General features: G+C 71.3%; 14 protein-coding genes and 1 pseudogene. 6 read left to right on the forward strand and 9 right to left on the reverse strand.

Features of this window, described 5'->3' with window-relative positions; all coding sequences use genetic code 11:
- Positions 1–82: 82 nt before the first annotated feature.
- Positions 83–925 (reverse strand): oxygenase MpaB family protein, encoded by an 843-nt coding sequence (locus tag AB0L75_RS14030; protein ID WP_365180622.1) that lies wholly within the window; start codon positions 923–925, stop codon positions 83–85.
- Between the two features lie 56 nt (positions 926–981).
- On the reverse strand, positions 982–2,160 hold the full coding sequence (locus tag AB0L75_RS14035; RefSeq protein ID WP_365180193.1) for an acyl-CoA dehydrogenase family protein: 1,179 nt from the start codon (positions 2,158–2,160) through the stop codon (positions 982–984).
- Between the two features lie 175 nt (positions 2,161–2,335).
- Between AB0L75_RS14035 and AB0L75_RS14040 the strand changes: the two genes are divergently transcribed.
- On the forward strand, positions 2,336–2,701 hold the full coding sequence (locus tag AB0L75_RS14040; RefSeq protein WP_365180196.1) for a DUF6479 family protein: 366 nt from the start codon (positions 2,336–2,338) through the stop codon (positions 2,699–2,701).
- Between the two features lie 42 nt (positions 2,702–2,743).
- Here AB0L75_RS14040 and AB0L75_RS14045 read toward each other — a convergent pair whose 3' ends face one another.
- The 4 genes from AB0L75_RS14045 to AB0L75_RS14060 all read right to left on the reverse strand — a co-directional run bounded on the left by AB0L75_RS14045 (position 2,744) and on the right by AB0L75_RS14060 (position 5,397).
- Positions 2,744–3,199, reverse strand: coding sequence for an RpiB/LacA/LacB family sugar-phosphate isomerase (locus tag AB0L75_RS14045; RefSeq protein ID WP_365180198.1), 456 nt, complete (start codon positions 3,197–3,199; stop codon positions 2,744–2,746).
- 69 nt (positions 3,200–3,268) lie between these two features.
- Complete coding sequence (locus AB0L75_RS14050) at positions 3,269–4,516, reverse strand: ANTAR domain-containing protein (RefSeq protein ID WP_365180201.1); 1,248 nt, start codon at positions 4,514–4,516, stop codon at positions 3,269–3,271.
- A gap of 123 nt (positions 4,517–4,639) precedes the next feature.
- Positions 4,640–5,122: an STAS domain-containing protein gene (locus AB0L75_RS14055; protein WP_365180203.1), complete on the reverse strand. Its 483-nt coding sequence runs from the start codon at positions 5,120–5,122 to the stop codon at positions 4,640–4,642.
- A 71-nt stretch (positions 5,123–5,193) separates the two neighbouring features.
- Complete coding sequence (locus AB0L75_RS14060; protein ID WP_365180652.1) at positions 5,194–5,397, reverse strand: hypothetical protein; 204 nt, start codon at positions 5,395–5,397, stop codon at positions 5,194–5,196.
- 310 nt (positions 5,398–5,707) lie between these two features.
- Here AB0L75_RS14060 and AB0L75_RS14065 point away from each other — a divergent pair, with 310 nt between their 5' ends.
- Both AB0L75_RS14065 and AB0L75_RS14070 read left to right on the forward strand, forming a co-directional pair.
- The gene (locus AB0L75_RS14065) at positions 5,708–6,682 is read left to right on the forward strand and encodes a hypothetical protein (protein WP_365180206.1); all 975 of its coding nucleotides are present in this window, start codon (positions 5,708–5,710) and stop codon (positions 6,680–6,682) included.
- Between the two features lie 147 nt (positions 6,683–6,829).
- Positions 6,830–8,819, forward strand: a pseudogene (locus AB0L75_RS14070) (FAD-binding and (Fe-S)-binding domain-containing protein); the annotation flags it as partial.
- Between the two features lie 55 nt (positions 8,820–8,874).
- Here AB0L75_RS14070 and AB0L75_RS14075 read toward each other — a convergent pair.
- From AB0L75_RS14075 to AB0L75_RS14085, 3 genes are all read right to left on the reverse strand, one after another.
- Positions 8,875–9,546: an endonuclease gene (locus AB0L75_RS14075; protein WP_365180625.1), complete on the reverse strand. Its 672-nt coding sequence runs from the start codon at positions 9,544–9,546 to the stop codon at positions 8,875–8,877.
- Positions 9,547–9,606: 60 nt separating this feature from the next.
- Positions 9,607–10,353, reverse strand: coding sequence for a UdgX family uracil-DNA binding protein (locus AB0L75_RS14080; RefSeq protein WP_365180209.1), 747 nt, complete (start codon positions 10,351–10,353; stop codon positions 9,607–9,609).
- A 223-nt stretch (positions 10,354–10,576) separates the two neighbouring features.
- Positions 10,577–10,996 carry a CBS domain-containing protein gene (locus tag AB0L75_RS14085; protein ID WP_365180212.1) on the reverse strand — a complete coding sequence of 140 codons (420 nt, stop codon included), beginning with the start codon at positions 10,994–10,996 and terminating at the stop codon, positions 10,577–10,579.
- 445 nt (positions 10,997–11,441) lie between these two features.
- On the opposite strand from AB0L75_RS14085, the gene AB0L75_RS14090 reads away from it, so the two are divergent.
- From AB0L75_RS14090 to AB0L75_RS14100, 3 genes are read left to right on the forward strand one after another with little or no spacing between them, the layout of a single operon-like run.
- Positions 11,442–12,173 (forward strand): hypothetical protein, encoded by a 732-nt coding sequence (locus AB0L75_RS14090; protein ID WP_365180215.1) that lies wholly within the window; start codon positions 11,442–11,444, stop codon positions 12,171–12,173.
- Positions 12,174–12,207: 34 nt separating this feature from the next.
- Positions 12,208–12,894, forward strand: a complete 687-nt coding sequence (locus AB0L75_RS14095; protein ID WP_365180218.1) for a TetR/AcrR family transcriptional regulator C-terminal domain-containing protein — start codon at positions 12,208–12,210, stop codon at positions 12,892–12,894.
- Positions 12,887–14,233, forward strand: coding sequence for a serine hydrolase (locus AB0L75_RS14100; protein WP_365180221.1), 1,347 nt, complete (start codon positions 12,887–12,889; stop codon positions 14,231–14,233). Before AB0L75_RS14095 ends, AB0L75_RS14100 begins: the two co-directional genes overlap by 8 nt.
- Positions 14,234–14,332: the final 99 nt, after the last annotated feature.

Raw genomic sequence — 14,332 nt, forward strand, 5'->3', positions numbered from 1 at the left:
CAACCGCCCCGCTGCCGGGAAGCTGCCCCGGGCCGCGCCCGGCCGCACCCCGCCACACCCCCTGCTCGTCCAGTATGGCGGCCTATCGCCCGACTTTGTACGGCGCCGGACGTGCCCCGGGGCCGAGCCTCGCCATGGCGCGCAGGATGTGTTTGGGCGGCAGCTGCCAGCGCACACGTGCGGGAACGCACCGTAGAAGCGTGCCCGTGGCCCGCAGCCGGCGGGTGACGACAGCGGGTGCGGGAGCCGGTCTGCCGTACAGCTCATGGGCGTACGGAGGCAGCGCGGCGTAGGCCAACTGCGCCACACGCCGCCACAGCACCTCGCGCGCCGGTACGAGGAGCACATGCGTCGGCGGGCGGAGCAGGAAGTCGTCCACGGCGCGTGCCTCGTCTCCCACGGCCAGCTCCGGCCGCACCGTGGCGAAGTATGCGGCGAGTTCGGCCCGGCTCGCCGGTACGGTCTGCGGGTCGAGGCCCACCAGGCGTGCGCTGATCCGGTGTTCGGCGATGTACCGGTCGGCCTGGGCGTCGGTGAGCGGGAAGCCGGAGCGGCGCAGCACCTGCAGATAGGAGTCGATCTCCGCGCAGTGCACCCACAGCAGCAGTCCGGGTTCGTCGATGCCGTACCGCTCGCCGGTGTCCGGGTCGGTCGCCGTGAGCATGCTGTGGATCTTCCGTACGCGGGCGCCTGCGCGTTCGGCGGCCTCGGTGGTGCCGTATGTCGTCGTGCCGACGAAGTGGGCGGTGCGCATGAGCCGGCCCCAGGCGTCGCGCCGGAAGTCGGAGTTCTGCATGACGCCGCGGACGGCGCGCGGGTGCAGGGCCTGGAGGTAGAGCGCGCGGACACCGGCGACCCACATCATGGGGTCGCCGTGCATCTGCCAGGTCACGGAGTCCGGCGTGAACAGGCCGGGGTCGCCCATGGCCTCGGGTATGACCACCACCGCTGGATGTCACCTTTCTCTGCCGACAGGTCCCGCTAGCGCCGCACCCTCGGCATTCCCAGGCCGATCCAGGAGATTATCTCGCGCTGGATCTCGTTGTTGCCGCCGCCGAAGGTGAAGATGACCGCCGAGCGGTAGCCGCGTTCCAGCTCGCCGTGGAGGACGGCGCCGGCCGAGCCCTCCTTCAGGGGGCCCGCGGCGGCGACGATCTCCATGAGCCAGGCGTAGGCGTCGCGGCGGGCCTCGGAGCCGTAGACCTTGACGGCGGAGGCGTCCTGCGGGGTGAGCGTGCTCTCCTGGACGGCCGTGACCATCTGCCAGTTCATGAGCTTCATCGCGTCGAGCCGGGTGTGGGTACGGGCCAGCAGCCGGCGGACCCAGGGCAGGTCGGCGACCCGGCGGCCGTCGGCGAGCTTGGTCTCCCGCGCCCAGCGCTGCACGTCGTACAGGGCGCGGATGGCCATGGTGCCGTGGGCGGCGAGGGTGACGCGTTCATGGTTGAGCTGGTTGGTGATCAGCCGCCAGCCCTGGTTCTCCTCGCCGACGCGCCGGGAGACCGGGACGCGGATGTTCTCGTAGTAGCTCGCGGTGGTGTCGTGGGAGGCGAGCGTGTTGATCACCGTGCAGGAGTAGCCCGGATCGGAGGTCGGCACCAACAGCATGGTGATGCCCTTGTGCGGCGGGGCGGCGGGGTCGGTGCGCACGGCGAGCCAGACCCAGTCCGCCGTGTCGCCGTTGGTCGTCCAGATCTTCTGCCCGTTGACGACATATTCGTCGCCGTCGCGTACGGCCCTGGTCTTCAGGGCGGCCAGGTCGGTGCCGGCGTCCGGTTCGCTGTAGCCGATCGCGAAGTCGATCTCGCCGGAGAGGACGCGCGGCAGGAAGTACGCCTTCTGTTCGTCGGTGCCGTAGCGCATGAGCGTCGGGCCGACGGTGTTCAGCGCCATCAGCGGCAGCGGTACGCCGGCCTGCGCGGCCTCGTCGAAGAAGATGAACTGATCCATCGCCGTCATGCCCCGCCCGCCGTACTCCTCGGGCCAGCCGACGCCGAGCCAGCCGTCCGCGCCGAGGCGGCGGATGGTGTCCCGGTAGAAGCGCTTCTGCGCGGCCGGGTCGACATAGCGGGCGTAGGCGTTGTCCGGGACCAGCTGTGCGAAGTAGGCGCGCAGTTCGGCGCGCAGTCGCTGCTGCTCGGGCGTGTGGTCGAGATGCACGGCGCCTCCAGGCTCCCCAAGGGCGGTCCTGACGGCGCACACCGTAGAACGTGTTCCAGAAATAGGGAATGACACGCCCCGGTCCAATTCCGCGGAGCGCGAGGTCGCCGCCCGTCGACCGGTCGTCACGCAAAGTGTCCGGTTCGTCCAGTTCTGGGCGGGGTATCCCTATCCTATGAGTACCGCATCGATGCAGCTGGCCGCAGCGAGCGGCCTGATGAGCCTCGTCCTGTTCGTCGTGGCCCTGGGTGTGCTGGCGCTGCTCGCCGGCGGCTTCTGGATGAACTCCCGCGTCAAGTACCGCGAGTCCCCTCGGCCGCGCCCCGAGGAACAGCCCAAGCTGCCGCCGGAGGGTCCGGTGCGCGAAGTCCGGGAGAACAGGGAATCCCAGGAGGTTCCCCAGATGCCCAAGGGCGGTCGCCCGCTCACCCCGTACGAGCTGAGCAACATGGACAGCAGGCCGAGCGCGTCCAAGGAGCGTCCGCGCTGGAGCCGGGGTTCCAGCGGCTCGTTCGGCGGCGGCGGTCTCGGCGCCCACTGAATCCCGGCCCGTCCGGCCGGCCCGGCTCGGCCCGTCCCGCGGCTACGAATCCGTCCGGGCGGCGTCCAGGCGGCCGACGCGGTCCACGTTCTGCCGGTCCTCGGGGTCCTGACTGGGCTCGCCGGCGAACCAGGCGTCGAGGATCTCCGCCAGCAGCGGTGCGGATGTCAGGCGCAGGCTCAGCGCGAGGACGTTGGCGTCGTTCCAGCGGCGCGCGCCGTCCGCCGTGACGGCGTCCGTGCACAGCGCGGCGCGTACGCCGGGCACCTTGTTGGCCGCGATGGAGGCGCCGGTACCGGTCCAGCAGCACACCACGGCCTGATCGGCGGCGCCGTCGGCCACGTCCCGGGCGGCCGCCTCCGAGCAGGCCGCCCACTGCGCGTCGGCGCCGGGCCGCAGGGCGCCGTGCGTCCGTACCTCGTGACCGCGGCGCCGCAGCTCGGCGAGGAGCTGACGGGCCACGGGTTCGTCCATGTCGGAGGAGACCGAGATCCGCATACCGGTGAGCGTAGTGCCTGCGGGGCCCTGGCCGGGGCACCAGGTGTCGTACGCCGAGCGGGCGCGGGACTACGTCGAGGCGGTCACCGTCCGGTGGAGGTGTTCGAGGGCGTCGAGGAGTACCGTGCGGTGGTACCAGCTCAGCCAGGCCGCGGTGTCGGCGGCCAGTACACCGAGGGTCTCGGCCTCGCCGTCGGTGGGCCGGTGCCCGGCGTCGGGCCAGTGCAGGGTGATCACGCCGGTGCACGAGCCGGCCGAGGACAGCACCGGGATGCTCTGCAGGGCGCGGGTGCCCGAGGTCAGCAGGACCCGCCGGCACTCCTCGGAGAGCAGCGCGCCGTCGGCCACGTCGGGCACGCACACCCGTCGTCCGCGCAGGCGGGCCACGGCGTCGGCCGTGTCCTCGTCGCGGCCGCGCACGAGGTGGTCGAGGAACGGGTCCGCGCAGCCCCGGTGATTCTCCAGCATCAGCGCGTTCCCGGCCGGGTCGACGAGCCGCACGTACCCGGCCGGTGCGCGCCCCAGGGCCAGCGCCTCGTGCAGGACGGCGTCGATCATCCGGCCCCGGTAGCGGGGGTCCCGGTCGGCGCGCGCCAGGATGCGCAGCGGCGGCACGGGCAGGGGGCGACGGCCCGGGAACCACAGCTCGCCGTCCGGGGGCCGGGCCACCACCACGGCGGAGACCAGGACCCGCAGCGGCACGTTGAACCGCTGCGAGGCCTCGCACAGCGCCCGGAAGGCGCTGCCGGAGTCCGGCAGGCCGTAGCGGACCATGAGCACGCCCTGCGCCATGCCGATGACCGGGGCGGTGCGCACCCGGGCGCGCAGCGCGCGGACCTCCTTGCGGAGATCGTCGTAGCTGGGCCGCAGCGGATCCGCCATCTGCGAGCGCCAGGCCGGCAGGTCCTCCACGCGGGCGGCGGCGCGGGCCAGCTCCCGCAGCGCCTCGTCGAGGGTGGCGTAGAGCCGGACGCCGTCCAGCCGGGCGAGATGCACCGCCTCCCGTACTCCGGGCCGGGCGCGGACGATGATCAGGTCCGGGCGTCCGGTGCGCGACCGGGTCGTCTCGCTGAGCGTGTGCAGCACCGCGGCGCCACCGAGCTGCACATGCGCCATGTCCAGGACGGGCCGCAGGCCCGCGCGGTCCGCCTCTTCGAGGTGGCCGCGCAGCGCCGCCGCCCAGGCATGGGCCCCCGCGGTGTCGAGGCTGCCGGAGATGCGCAGCAGCAGGGCTTCCTCGGCGGGCAGTCCGTCGACGACGGACGACTCGATGACGAGCGGGGCCGGGGCGGTGGACGGGTCGGAAGAGGGTTTCATGGCATCACCCGGACAAGATGTCGCGCAGAACTCGATGGGCCTCTTCCTGACCTGTGTGCACGGTAGGTGCCCGGCCCCCGGCCGCGCCATCCACCGCGCCGGGCGGGGGCCGGACCGCCGTGGTCACCAATCGGTGCCGCCGGGGGGCGGGCCGGGGCGCCGGCGGGCCTCCGGGGAGTGCACGAGAGTCAGGGGGTCCAGGGAGTTCAGGGCGGACGCCATCGTGGCGTGCACCCGGACGCCCGGCAGGCCCGCCGCGCGCAGCGCCTCCCGCACATGCGGCCGGGGCTGTACGACGGGCAGGACGCGGCCGGAGAAGGCGAGGACCCCGGTCGCCCGGTCCATGGACCGCACAGCGGCCGCGCAGGCGAGGTACACCTCGGTCAGGTCCAGCACGGGGTGTTCGCCGGCCCGGTCGGCTCGGGCGATGTGCTCGGCGACCGCTTCGGAGAACGCCATGGCGTTGGAGGCGTCGACCGTGCCCCGGGCCTTCAGGACACTGAGCGCGCCGGTCTCGGGCCGGTGCTCGTGCACGGTCTGCGTCAGAAGAAGCGGGGCCGGGTGGCCGGGGCGGGCCCGGGCACGGGACAGCTGGCCGTTTTCCATGGGATCGGACTTCCTGGGGATCGGACTTCCTGGGTGGGGAAGGATCAGCCAGCCGCGTCTTGACCGGGGCTTCACTGTGCCTCCGCCCCGCCCCTGACGCAACGATTCGCCTCGGGCGTGTCGCACCACGGGCCGTGCAGCCGGCATCCGGCCGGATCGGGGCGGCGTACGGGCGGCGGCGTCTTCTCCGCCCGGTCGAGGTCGGGCGACTGCGCGGCGCCACCGTTCTCGTCCAAGGCGGTGGCAAGCCTCGCGGCCGGCTCGACGGCGGTCATCAGGTCGGCGAGTCGGCGAGTCGGCCCGCCGGCCGGCAGGACTGCTCGCCGGAGACCGCCACCCCGAGGGGCGGCGGGTTGGTTGTCGGTAGCGCATCGTCGGGCAGGTCAGCTGCGGCATCAGGGGGATGTGCGGGGTGGCCTGCGCGACACGCCGCGCGACGGACGCGTTCACGTGCTGTCGGCAGCGCTGCTCCATCCGTACCCCGCGAGATGCGGGGGCGGTCGTTTCGGGGCACCGTGAGGAGGCCGGGCCGGCCATCCAGCCGGTCCGATTGTTGCGAGCATCGCACCAGCCGAAGGAAACGTGATGACCGTAGCCACAGACATGCTTGTTCAGGCACTGCGTGAGGTCCGTGAGGCCGAGGCGGCGCTCGCCGGCCGTTTCAGAGCCCACCTCGCCGTCACCCCCGTCGGGGAGTACCGGGAGATCCTGGAGCGTCGCATGGGGGATGCCCGGGGCCATGTGTATCTCCTCGACGAACGGCTGAACTTCTTGAAGCCCCGTGGGCTGGTGCAGACGGCTGCCGGGAACGTCCGGCACATCGCCGAGCACGCGGCCCGGCTGACCCTGGAAACGGTGTGGGTCGTCCCGAACGCCCTGCTGCGGGGGCGGGGAACGGCCGCAGAGCAGCAATTGCTCAACAACGCCCAGGACGAGTACGCGGTCACCGCCTTCGGGGTGGCGATCTGCCGGGCGGCCGAGCGGATCGCGCAGAAGGCCCGGGACAGCGTCAGTTCGGAACTGCTGCGCTCCATTCGCCGCGACGGCGAGGAGACGCTGGAGGAACTGGGCAACAGCCTCGAACAGCAGGCCGAGGCGGCGGTCGTGGCCGCCGAGAGCCCGGCCGCCGGCGGCGTCGCCCATGCGGTGCGCGAATGGAGCCACTGGCTGCGGGAAACCGCCGAGCGCATGCCGGGAGCGGACCGGCTTCGGGGTGCGCCGGACGGTGCCCTCATCTCGGAGATGGAACTGCCGATCTCCGACTACCGGCGGCTCGGCGCCAGGACGATCCTCGACCGGCTGCCGCAGCTGCACCAGACGGATCTCGCCACGGTCGGCGCCTACGAGCGCTCTCATGCGGCGCGCCCCGCGGTCCTGAGCAGGATCGCGGACCTGCTCGGGCCCGAGCCGTGGCCCGGGTACGACGGCATGGACGAGGACGAGATCCTCAAGCGCCTCGGTGAGGCCACCGAGCGGGTCACCCGGCGGGTGCTGGACTATGAGCGCCGGCATCAGGCACGCTCCACGGTCCTCATGGCTTCCGAGGGAGTACCCGCCTGATCCTCGACCGCTCCTTGCCCGTGAGCCGAGGTCTCTCCTCGTCCGTACGCTCGGGTACTCCGGCGGATCGCTGTTGCCTCCGCGCCGCCGGGGTACCCGGTGTCCGAGTCAGCGGACGGATGCCAGTGCGAGGACCGGAGAGCGACCATGAGCAGGCGTGCGGGCGAGGCACGCGCAGCCCCCGTGGACGAGGCCGGGCCGGCAGCGGCGCTGCGCCATGAGACCGATGCCGAGGTCCGCTTCGACGCAGGCACCGGGGGCGCGTACTCCACGGACGGCTCCAACTACCGGCAGGTGCCGATCGGCGTCGTGATCCCGCGCGGTGTCGAGGCCGTCGTCTCCGTCACCCCCGAGACCCGTTCGTGCGTGGTGGAACCCGGCATCGTCCTGGACGAACTCAACCGGCGGCTGTCCGACCACCGCCCGCAGTTCGGGCCGAAACCCTCGACCCACAGCCACTGCGCCCTGGGCGGCATGATCGGCAACAACTCGTGCGGGGCCTCCGCGCAGGCGTACGGCAAGACCGTGGACAACGTGCGCCGGCTGGAGGTCCTTACCTATGACGGCCTGCGCATGTGGGTGGGGCCTACGTCCGGCGCCGAGCGTGCGCGGATCGCCGCCGAGGGCGGGCGCCGGGCCGAGGTCTACGACGGACTGGACCGCATCGTCGCCGGTCATCTGGCCGACATCCGGCACGGCTACCCCAGGATCCCGCGCCGGGTGTCCGGCTACAACCTCGACTCCCTGCTGCCGGAGAACGGCTTCGACCTCGCCAAGGCCCTGGTCGGCAGCGAGGGCACCCTGGTGACCGTCCTGCGCGCCGAACTCGATCTCGTCCCGGTACCGCCCAGCCGGTCCCTGCTCGTCCTCGGTTACGAGGACATCTGCCGCGCCGCCGACGACGTACCCCGGCTGCTGAAGCACTGTTCTCCCGGCCAGCTGGAGGCCCTGGACGGGCGGATGGCCCAGCTGATGCGCGAGGAGCACGCCTACCTCGACTCGCTCCGCACCCTTCCCGAGGGCGACAGCTGGCTGCTGCTGCAGTTCAGCGGCGACAGCCAGGAGGACGTCGACGAGCAGGCGCACGCGCTGCTGGAGGCGATCGGCCGCGACGCGAAGGATGCCTCGGTCGCCTTCTCCGACGATCCCGAGCGGAAGGACAGGATGCTCAGGGCCCGCGAGGCCGGGCTGGGGGTGACCGCGCGTCCACCGGACGGCCGCGAGACCTGGGAGGGCTGGGAGGACTCCGCCGTCCCGCCCGAGCGGCTCGGCGACTATATGCGACCTGAAGCGGCTGTTCACGGAGTTCGACTACGACCACCCTTCGCTGTACGGCCATTTCGGGCAGGGGTGTGTGCACACCCGGATCCCGTTCGGGATGCGGACGGCGCAGGGCGTCGCGGACTTCCGCCGCTTCCTGGAGCGGGCCGCGGACCTCGTCGCGTCCTACGGCGGCTCGCTGTCGGGTGAGCACGGGGACGGCCAGGCGCAGGGTGAGCTGCTGGCCCGCATGTTCGGCGAGCGGCTGGTGGCCGCCTTCGGCGAGCTGAAGGCGGTGTTCGATCCGGGCAACCGGATGAACCCCGGCAAGGTCGTCGACCCGCAGCCGGTCGACGGTCAGCTGCGGCTTGGCCCCACCTGGCGGCCCGCCGCGTCCGACACGTACTTCGGTTACCCGCACGACGACCACTCCTTCCACCGGGCGGTGCTGCGCTGCGTGGGGATCGGGAACTGCCGCACCCTAAGGGGCGGCGTGATGTGTCCGTCGTACCGGGCGACCAAGGAGGAGGAGCACTCGACCCGTGGCCGCGCCCGGCTGCTGTTCGAGATGCTCGACGGCCACCCCGACTCGGCCGTCACGGACGGCTGGCGCTCGACCGAGGTGCGCGACGCGCTCGATCTGTGTCTGGCGTGCAAGGGGTGCAGGTCCGACTGCCCGACGGGGGTGGACATGGCCACGTACAAGGCCGAGTTCCTCGCCCACCACTATGCCGGCCGGCTGCGCCCGGCGGCCCACTACTCGATGGGCTGGCTGCCGGTATGGGCGCACCTGGCACGGCCGGCCCCGGGGCTCGTCAACGGTGTGCTGCACGCGCCCGGCCTCGCGCGGGCGGGCAAGCGGCTGGCCGGTGTGGACGGCGCCCTCGACCCGGGGGCGGCGCGCTCAGAAGCTGCGCGAGGCGTGCCGTACGTCAGGTGGCGCCGGCGGCGGCGAGGATCTCGTGGGCCAGCGGTTTGTCGAGCGCCGCGTGGACCAGGCCGTCCACCAAACGCGGCATGTCACGCTCTGCGACAAGGCCCTCAAGCTTTGCCGGCGAGGCCGGCAGCCCGAGCAGGCGCGCCCCGTCCAGGGCCTTGCGGTCGATGTACGGCGCGAACTCCGGCCAGACGCCCTGCACCTCGCGCAGGAAGATGTCGACCCCGGTGGGCCCGATCCCGGGGATGTCCAACAGGGCCTTCTCCGGGGCGGATTCCGCACGCAACCGGCGCAGATCACCGCCGTAGCGGTCGAGCACCAGGTCCGCTCCCCTGCCGAGCAGGGTGGAGGCCCGTTCGTCGTAGCGCCGGTAGCCGCCCTTGCCCAATGCGTCGACGCGGTCCTGCCAGGACGCCTTCGCCATCGCCCGCGGATCACGCATCCCCGCGTCGAACAGCGCGCGAGCCGACGCGACCGCGATGTCGGCCCTGATCCGGGCGCTGAGGAGGATCGCCAGCATGAGTGCCTGATACAGCGGGGCCGGCGTGTTCCGCAGCCGGATGCCGGCCGCGGCGGCATAGGTGCGCTTCTGCCGGTCGAGCAGAGCGCTTACCGCAGCCTTGTCCGTGGCGCCGCCTCGCGTCTTCCTGCCGGTCTTGGTCGTCATCGCCCAGTCACCGATCCTCTGTTCCACGGTTCTGTCCCAGGTTGGCGGGATAGGGGAGGGTCATCGGCCCTCGTCGCACCGGGCGCGCCCGTCGCCGTCCGCGAGGAGGTCCGCCACGAGCCGCAGATCGGCGACCAGGCCGTCGTAGACCGCCGAGCGGTCGGTGGCGCGCAGGACGGCGGACGGGTGGATCGTCGCCACCAGCCCGCTGATCCCCTCGTCGGCCCCGCCCGTACCGTCCGCGTCGCCGCTCTCGTCGAGGCCGGGCCAGGGCAGCAGGGCACCGCGCTGCTCGGTCACCCGGAATCCCGGGCCGAGCAGGGCCTTGCCCGCCGTCCCGCCGAGCGCCACGACCAGGGTGGGGGCCACGACCCGCAGTTCGGCCGCGAGCCAGGGCCGGCAGGCCGTCATCTCGCGCAAGGTCGGGGCTTTGTGGATACGGCGTTTGCGGCCTTCCGGAACGGTGAACTTGAAGTGCTTGACCGCGTTGGTGACGTAGACCTGTTCCGGATCGATACCCGCGTCCGCGAGGGCCCGTCTCAGCACCCTGCCCGCGGGGCCGACGAACGGTCTGCCCTGGCGGTCCTCCTGGTCCCCGGGCTGCTCGCCGACGAGCAGGACGCGTGCGTCCGCGTCGCCCGCGCCGAACACCGTCTGGGTCGCCTCCCGGTACAGCGGGCAGCCGCGACACTGCGCGGCCGCCTTCCGCAGCCCGGGCAGACCCGCGCGCCGGCCCGGGAGGAAGGGCGTCGCGTCGTGTCCCTGGCCGTCCCGGCGGCCCTGGACCTCGGTATGTGTCGCGGCCATGGCTCTCATCCCCTGCCACCCGGTGGGTCCACCCCGGCCGAGTACCCGCATCGCCCCCGGAGGGAGCGGCAGCAGCCGGCGCCCGGATGCTCCTCAGGACCCGGTGCGAACGGACCAGGCCGACGAAGTCCCGTGGGGAGGCGTCGGCGTCCACGCGGCCAGGACGGCGATCTTGCCGGCACGGGAGATCCGTCTCCCGTCACGCGACCGCCCAAGTCCCCGTTCAGTCGCTGGGCCGTGCCGCGCTGATGTCCCCGAGCGCGGAGCCGGGATCGCGTTCGATGGCCAGGTCGCCCAGGGAGACGATCCCGACGGGGCGGTCACCCTCGACGACGGGCACCCGGCGCACCGCCCGCTCCCGCATCAGGCCGATGACCTGGTCGACGTCGTCGTCGGGGGCGACCGTGACCAGGTCCTCACTGCAGGCGCTCACCACGGTACGGTCCCCGGGATCGCCGCCTTCCGCCATGATCCGGACGACCAGGTCCCGGTCGGTCACCACTCCGCGCAAGTGGCCCTCGTCGACCACCAGCACATCGCCGACGTCCGCACGGCGCATCAGCCGGGCGACGTCGACCACCGAGGTCAGCGGCTCCACCGTGACGATGTCCGTGGTCATGATCTCGCGCACCTGCTGGGTCATGCTTCCTCCCTCACCGTCAAGAGCGGACGGACGCCGACGGGTCGTCCCGCTCTCCGAGTACCCGCGGCGTCCGTCGCGCACCGCCCAGGCCACGGGAATCCGCTGCGGGGCGGCTCCGTCCGCGACGGCGCCGACCACCGGGTCTCGATGGCTGACGGCCGGGTCACCCCGTGCCGGAAGCCGCAGGACACATGATCTTCACCGCCCGCAAGGCCGATACTGATGAGCAAGGCTTTCGTCCACCCTCCCCGAGGCGACCCCAGGGGGCCCCGATGACCCGTCGGATCACCTACCGAGCTTCCTAGGAGATAGGCATGAAGATGCTGATCAACGTTCCGTAGTTTGGCGCGGCCGCAGGTCACGGCCATGCTGAGGGCTCATTGGTCAGCAAATCCTCAGCATGAATCAGGAGACGTGCACATTGGCCACCCAGCTCATACGTGGGATGGGCAGCTTCTTCAAGAACTGCGCCTGCTCTCGCCAGAACCGATGCCCCCATCCCTATGTCATTCGCTACCGCGATGCAACAGGTCGCCAGTGCGAGGAGACGGGGTACGCGACTCAGCAGTCAGCGCTGGAACGGCTGACCAGGATCTACAGCGACAAGTGCAACACCCCTCGCCAGCAGGCAGACCTCAAGCGGGAGATCGGAGCACAACGTTTCGGGGCGTACGCCTCCACCTGGCTTACCCGACAGCGCCATTACGCTGCGGGAAGCATCCGGTCGGTCAATCAAGTACTCAGCAGCCAGATTCTTCCGGTTCTCGAGTCCCGCCGGATGAACACGTTCACATCAACCGTTGTCGAAGACTTCATCATGTCGATGGAGGAACGTTCAGTAGGTCTGGCCGCGCAGCAGAACGCCTTCGACACGCTCAAGAAGATCCTTCTCGATGCACGACGTCGCGGAGGCATCACGGATGACCTCTTTGCCGGAGTGATCCCGCCCGAGTACGTCCCTCGGAAGATCACCGTCCCCACGCTGGACGAGCTCCACTCCATGAAGGCGGTCGCCAGCGACGGCCTGCGCGTCGTCATCGACCTGATGTCCGGATGCGGCCTCCGAAACGGCGAGGCTTACGCCGCGAACCTGGAACGGATGGTCTCGGACGACGTCTACCGAATCACCGAACAGATCGAGGAGTTGACCATCTCGTATCAGTGTTGTCATCATTGATGACAACACTGATATGCGCGAAGGCGGGGCGGATATGGCTGTGGGCAAAGGCCGGGCGGTGCGGTTGTCGCCGGAGCTGATCGTGGAGGCGGCCTTGCGGATCGCAGCGCGGGCGGAACCGGACGGGCTGACCGGACGAGTTCTAGGAGAGGAACTAGGGGTGGACCGGTCGGCGGTGTGGCGGCATTTCTCGGACCGGGACACGCTGTTGCTGGCCGTGGGGGATCGGCTGCTGACCATGGCCGTGGAACGGGTACCAGACGGTCTGGGGCCGCGGGAGGTGCTGCAGGAGCTGGCCCGCTCCCTGGTGGAGGTCTTCGAGGCCCACCCGTACGTCGGTGCGGCCGTCGCGTGCCGGACAACCCGCGGCCCGGGGGAGTTCGCCGCGATGGAGACGATGCTCGCGGCGCTGGAGGAGATCGGTCTGGACGAGGGCAGTGTGGCCCGGTACCAACGGATGCTCGCCGACACCGTGCTGGCGTACGCAGGCATGCGTGCCGGGTATGCCGCGCTCCCACAGGAGGTGCGCGCCGCTGACGAGCACGCCTGGGCCGGGGCTTACGCCACCATCTCCCCCGAACGCTATCCGGCCATCACCACGCACCTGCCGCACCTGGCCGCGCAGGACGACGAGGCCGTCTTCCAGACGCTGATGGAGGCGTTCTGGCTGGCTGTCGACGCAACCGCCCGCACCACCCCCAAGGACGACGCCGATGCCTGACCGCCATCCTGCCGAGGAAGTCGCCGACGAGGCAGCCGACACGGACCCCAAAGCCCCGCACAGCCGCGGCCCCGGGCCGGCAGTAAACCCCCGGCCCGCTCCCGCCGCCGACCCCGCCACCCCAGTGGCCGCGCCGACCGACCGAACCGTGGCCGCCTCGACGTCTGCGAAGCCGCGGGCACGACGCGCACTACGGCGCATCCTCATCGCGCTGCCGGTGGCGCTTGGCGTGCTGGTGGCCGGCTCCTACACGGCCACCGCGCTGCTCGACATCCCCTCGCCGCCCACGCTGGCCCAACTGCTGACCACCGAGCCCTCGCGGCAAGGCGACCTGTTCGCCACCCGCACGATCCCCGCCTCGGCCGCACCGGCGCCTCTGCCCGTCCACAAAGAGCGGCTTCCCGCCACCGTGCCGTGGAAGGGCGAGCGGGTGCCGACCGGGCAGTTCCTGGCCACCACGCACACCAACGCCTTCCTCGTCCTCAGGGACGGTCGGCTGACCCACGAGTGGTACCGCGACGGGGTGGGCCCCACCACCCGCCTGTCCTCCTGGTCGGCCGCAAAGTCGGTGGTGTCCCTGCTGGCCGGGCAGGCCATCGAGCAGGGCAGACTCCGCGAGGGCGACCGGCTGGTCGACATCCTGCCCCGGTTGAAGACCGGCGGGGCCTACGACGCCATCACCGTGCGCGACCTTCTGGACATGACCTCGGGCGTGGACGTCCCGGAGAACTACAACGAGTACTACCCGCTGACCGGCACCGCCCGGATGTACCTCACCCGTGACCTGCCCGCCTTCGCACACGACCATCGCGACCTGCAGTTCCCGCCAGGCAGCCAAGGCGCCTACCGCAGCATCAACACCGAACTCCTCGGACAGGTCCTGACCAAGGTCCAAGGCCGACCACTGGCCGACCTCCTGACGGACAACATCTGGGCACCGATGGGAGCACAGGACACCGCCACCTGGAACCTCGACCACAACAACGGCAACGAGAAGGCGTTCTGCTGTATCAACGCCACCCCCCGCGACTACGCCAAGCTCGGCCAACTCGTCCTGAACAACGGCCGCGCCCAGGGCAAACAGATCATTCCCCGGGCGTGGATCAAGCGCATCGCCACCCCAGCACCCCACAAAGTCGACGGCTGGGGCTACTCCGCGCAGTGGTGGCATCCCCCCGGCGGCAACGGCAAGGACTACTCCGCCGTCGGCGTGTACGGGCAGTACATCTACGTCGACCCCGTAAGCAGGACCGTCGCGGTGAAACTCAGCGACTACGGCGACCAGCAAGACGAACAGGAGACCTTCGACGCCCTGCGCGCCATCGCCCAGACCGGCTGACCTGCGCCTGCCTACCTGCCAGGGGTGCCGCACCTATCTGCGCGGGTTCTTACATGCGTCATCAGATATGCGTCACGCTATCCACCCACGGGAACCGTG

The sequence above is a fragment of the Streptomyces sp. NPDC052101 genome (assembly GCF_040680235.1).
Taxonomy (GTDB): domain Bacteria; phylum Actinomycetota; class Actinomycetes; order Streptomycetales; family Streptomycetaceae; genus Streptomyces.

Bases quoted from the DNA above. Each gene is read 5' to 3' on its own strand.
- AB0L75_RS14030 (WP_365180622.1), bottom strand. From the start codon at position 925: ATGGGCGACCCCGGCCTGTTCACGCCGGACTCCGTGACCTGGCAGATG.
- AB0L75_RS14040 (WP_365180196.1), top strand. From the start codon at position 2,336: ATGAGTACCGCATCGATGCAGCTGGCCGCAGCGAGCGGCCTGATGAGC.
- AB0L75_RS14045 (WP_365180198.1), bottom strand. From the start codon at position 3,199: ATGCGGATCTCGGTCTCCTCCGACATGGACGAACCCGTGGCCCGTCAG.
- AB0L75_RS14050 (WP_365180201.1), bottom strand. From the start codon at position 4,516: ATGAAACCCTCTTCCGACCCGTCCACCGCCCCGGCCCCGCTCGTCATC.
- AB0L75_RS14055 (WP_365180203.1), bottom strand. From the start codon at position 5,122: ATGGAAAACGGCCAGCTGTCCCGTGCCCGGGCCCGCCCCGGCCACCCG.
- AB0L75_RS14060 (WP_365180652.1), bottom strand. From the start codon at position 5,397: ATGACCGCCGTCGAGCCGGCCGCGAGGCTTGCCACCGCCTTGGACGAG.
- AB0L75_RS14065 (WP_365180206.1), top strand. From the start codon at position 5,708: ATGACCGTAGCCACAGACATGCTTGTTCAGGCACTGCGTGAGGTCCGT.
- AB0L75_RS14075 (WP_365180625.1), bottom strand. From the start codon at position 9,546: ATGACGACCAAGACCGGCAGGAAGACGCGAGGCGGCGCCACGGACAAG.
- AB0L75_RS14080 (WP_365180209.1), bottom strand. From the start codon at position 10,353: ATGGCCGCGACACATACCGAGGTCCAGGGCCGCCGGGACGGCCAGGGA.
- AB0L75_RS14085 (WP_365180212.1), bottom strand. From the start codon at position 10,996: ATGACCCAGCAGGTGCGCGAGATCATGACCACGGACATCGTCACGGTG.
- AB0L75_RS14090 (WP_365180215.1), top strand. From the start codon at position 11,442: ATGGGCAGCTTCTTCAAGAACTGCGCCTGCTCTCGCCAGAACCGATGC.
- AB0L75_RS14095 (WP_365180218.1), top strand. From the start codon at position 12,208: ATGGCTGTGGGCAAAGGCCGGGCGGTGCGGTTGTCGCCGGAGCTGATC.
- AB0L75_RS14100 (WP_365180221.1), top strand. From the start codon at position 12,887: ATGCCTGACCGCCATCCTGCCGAGGAAGTCGCCGACGAGGCAGCCGAC.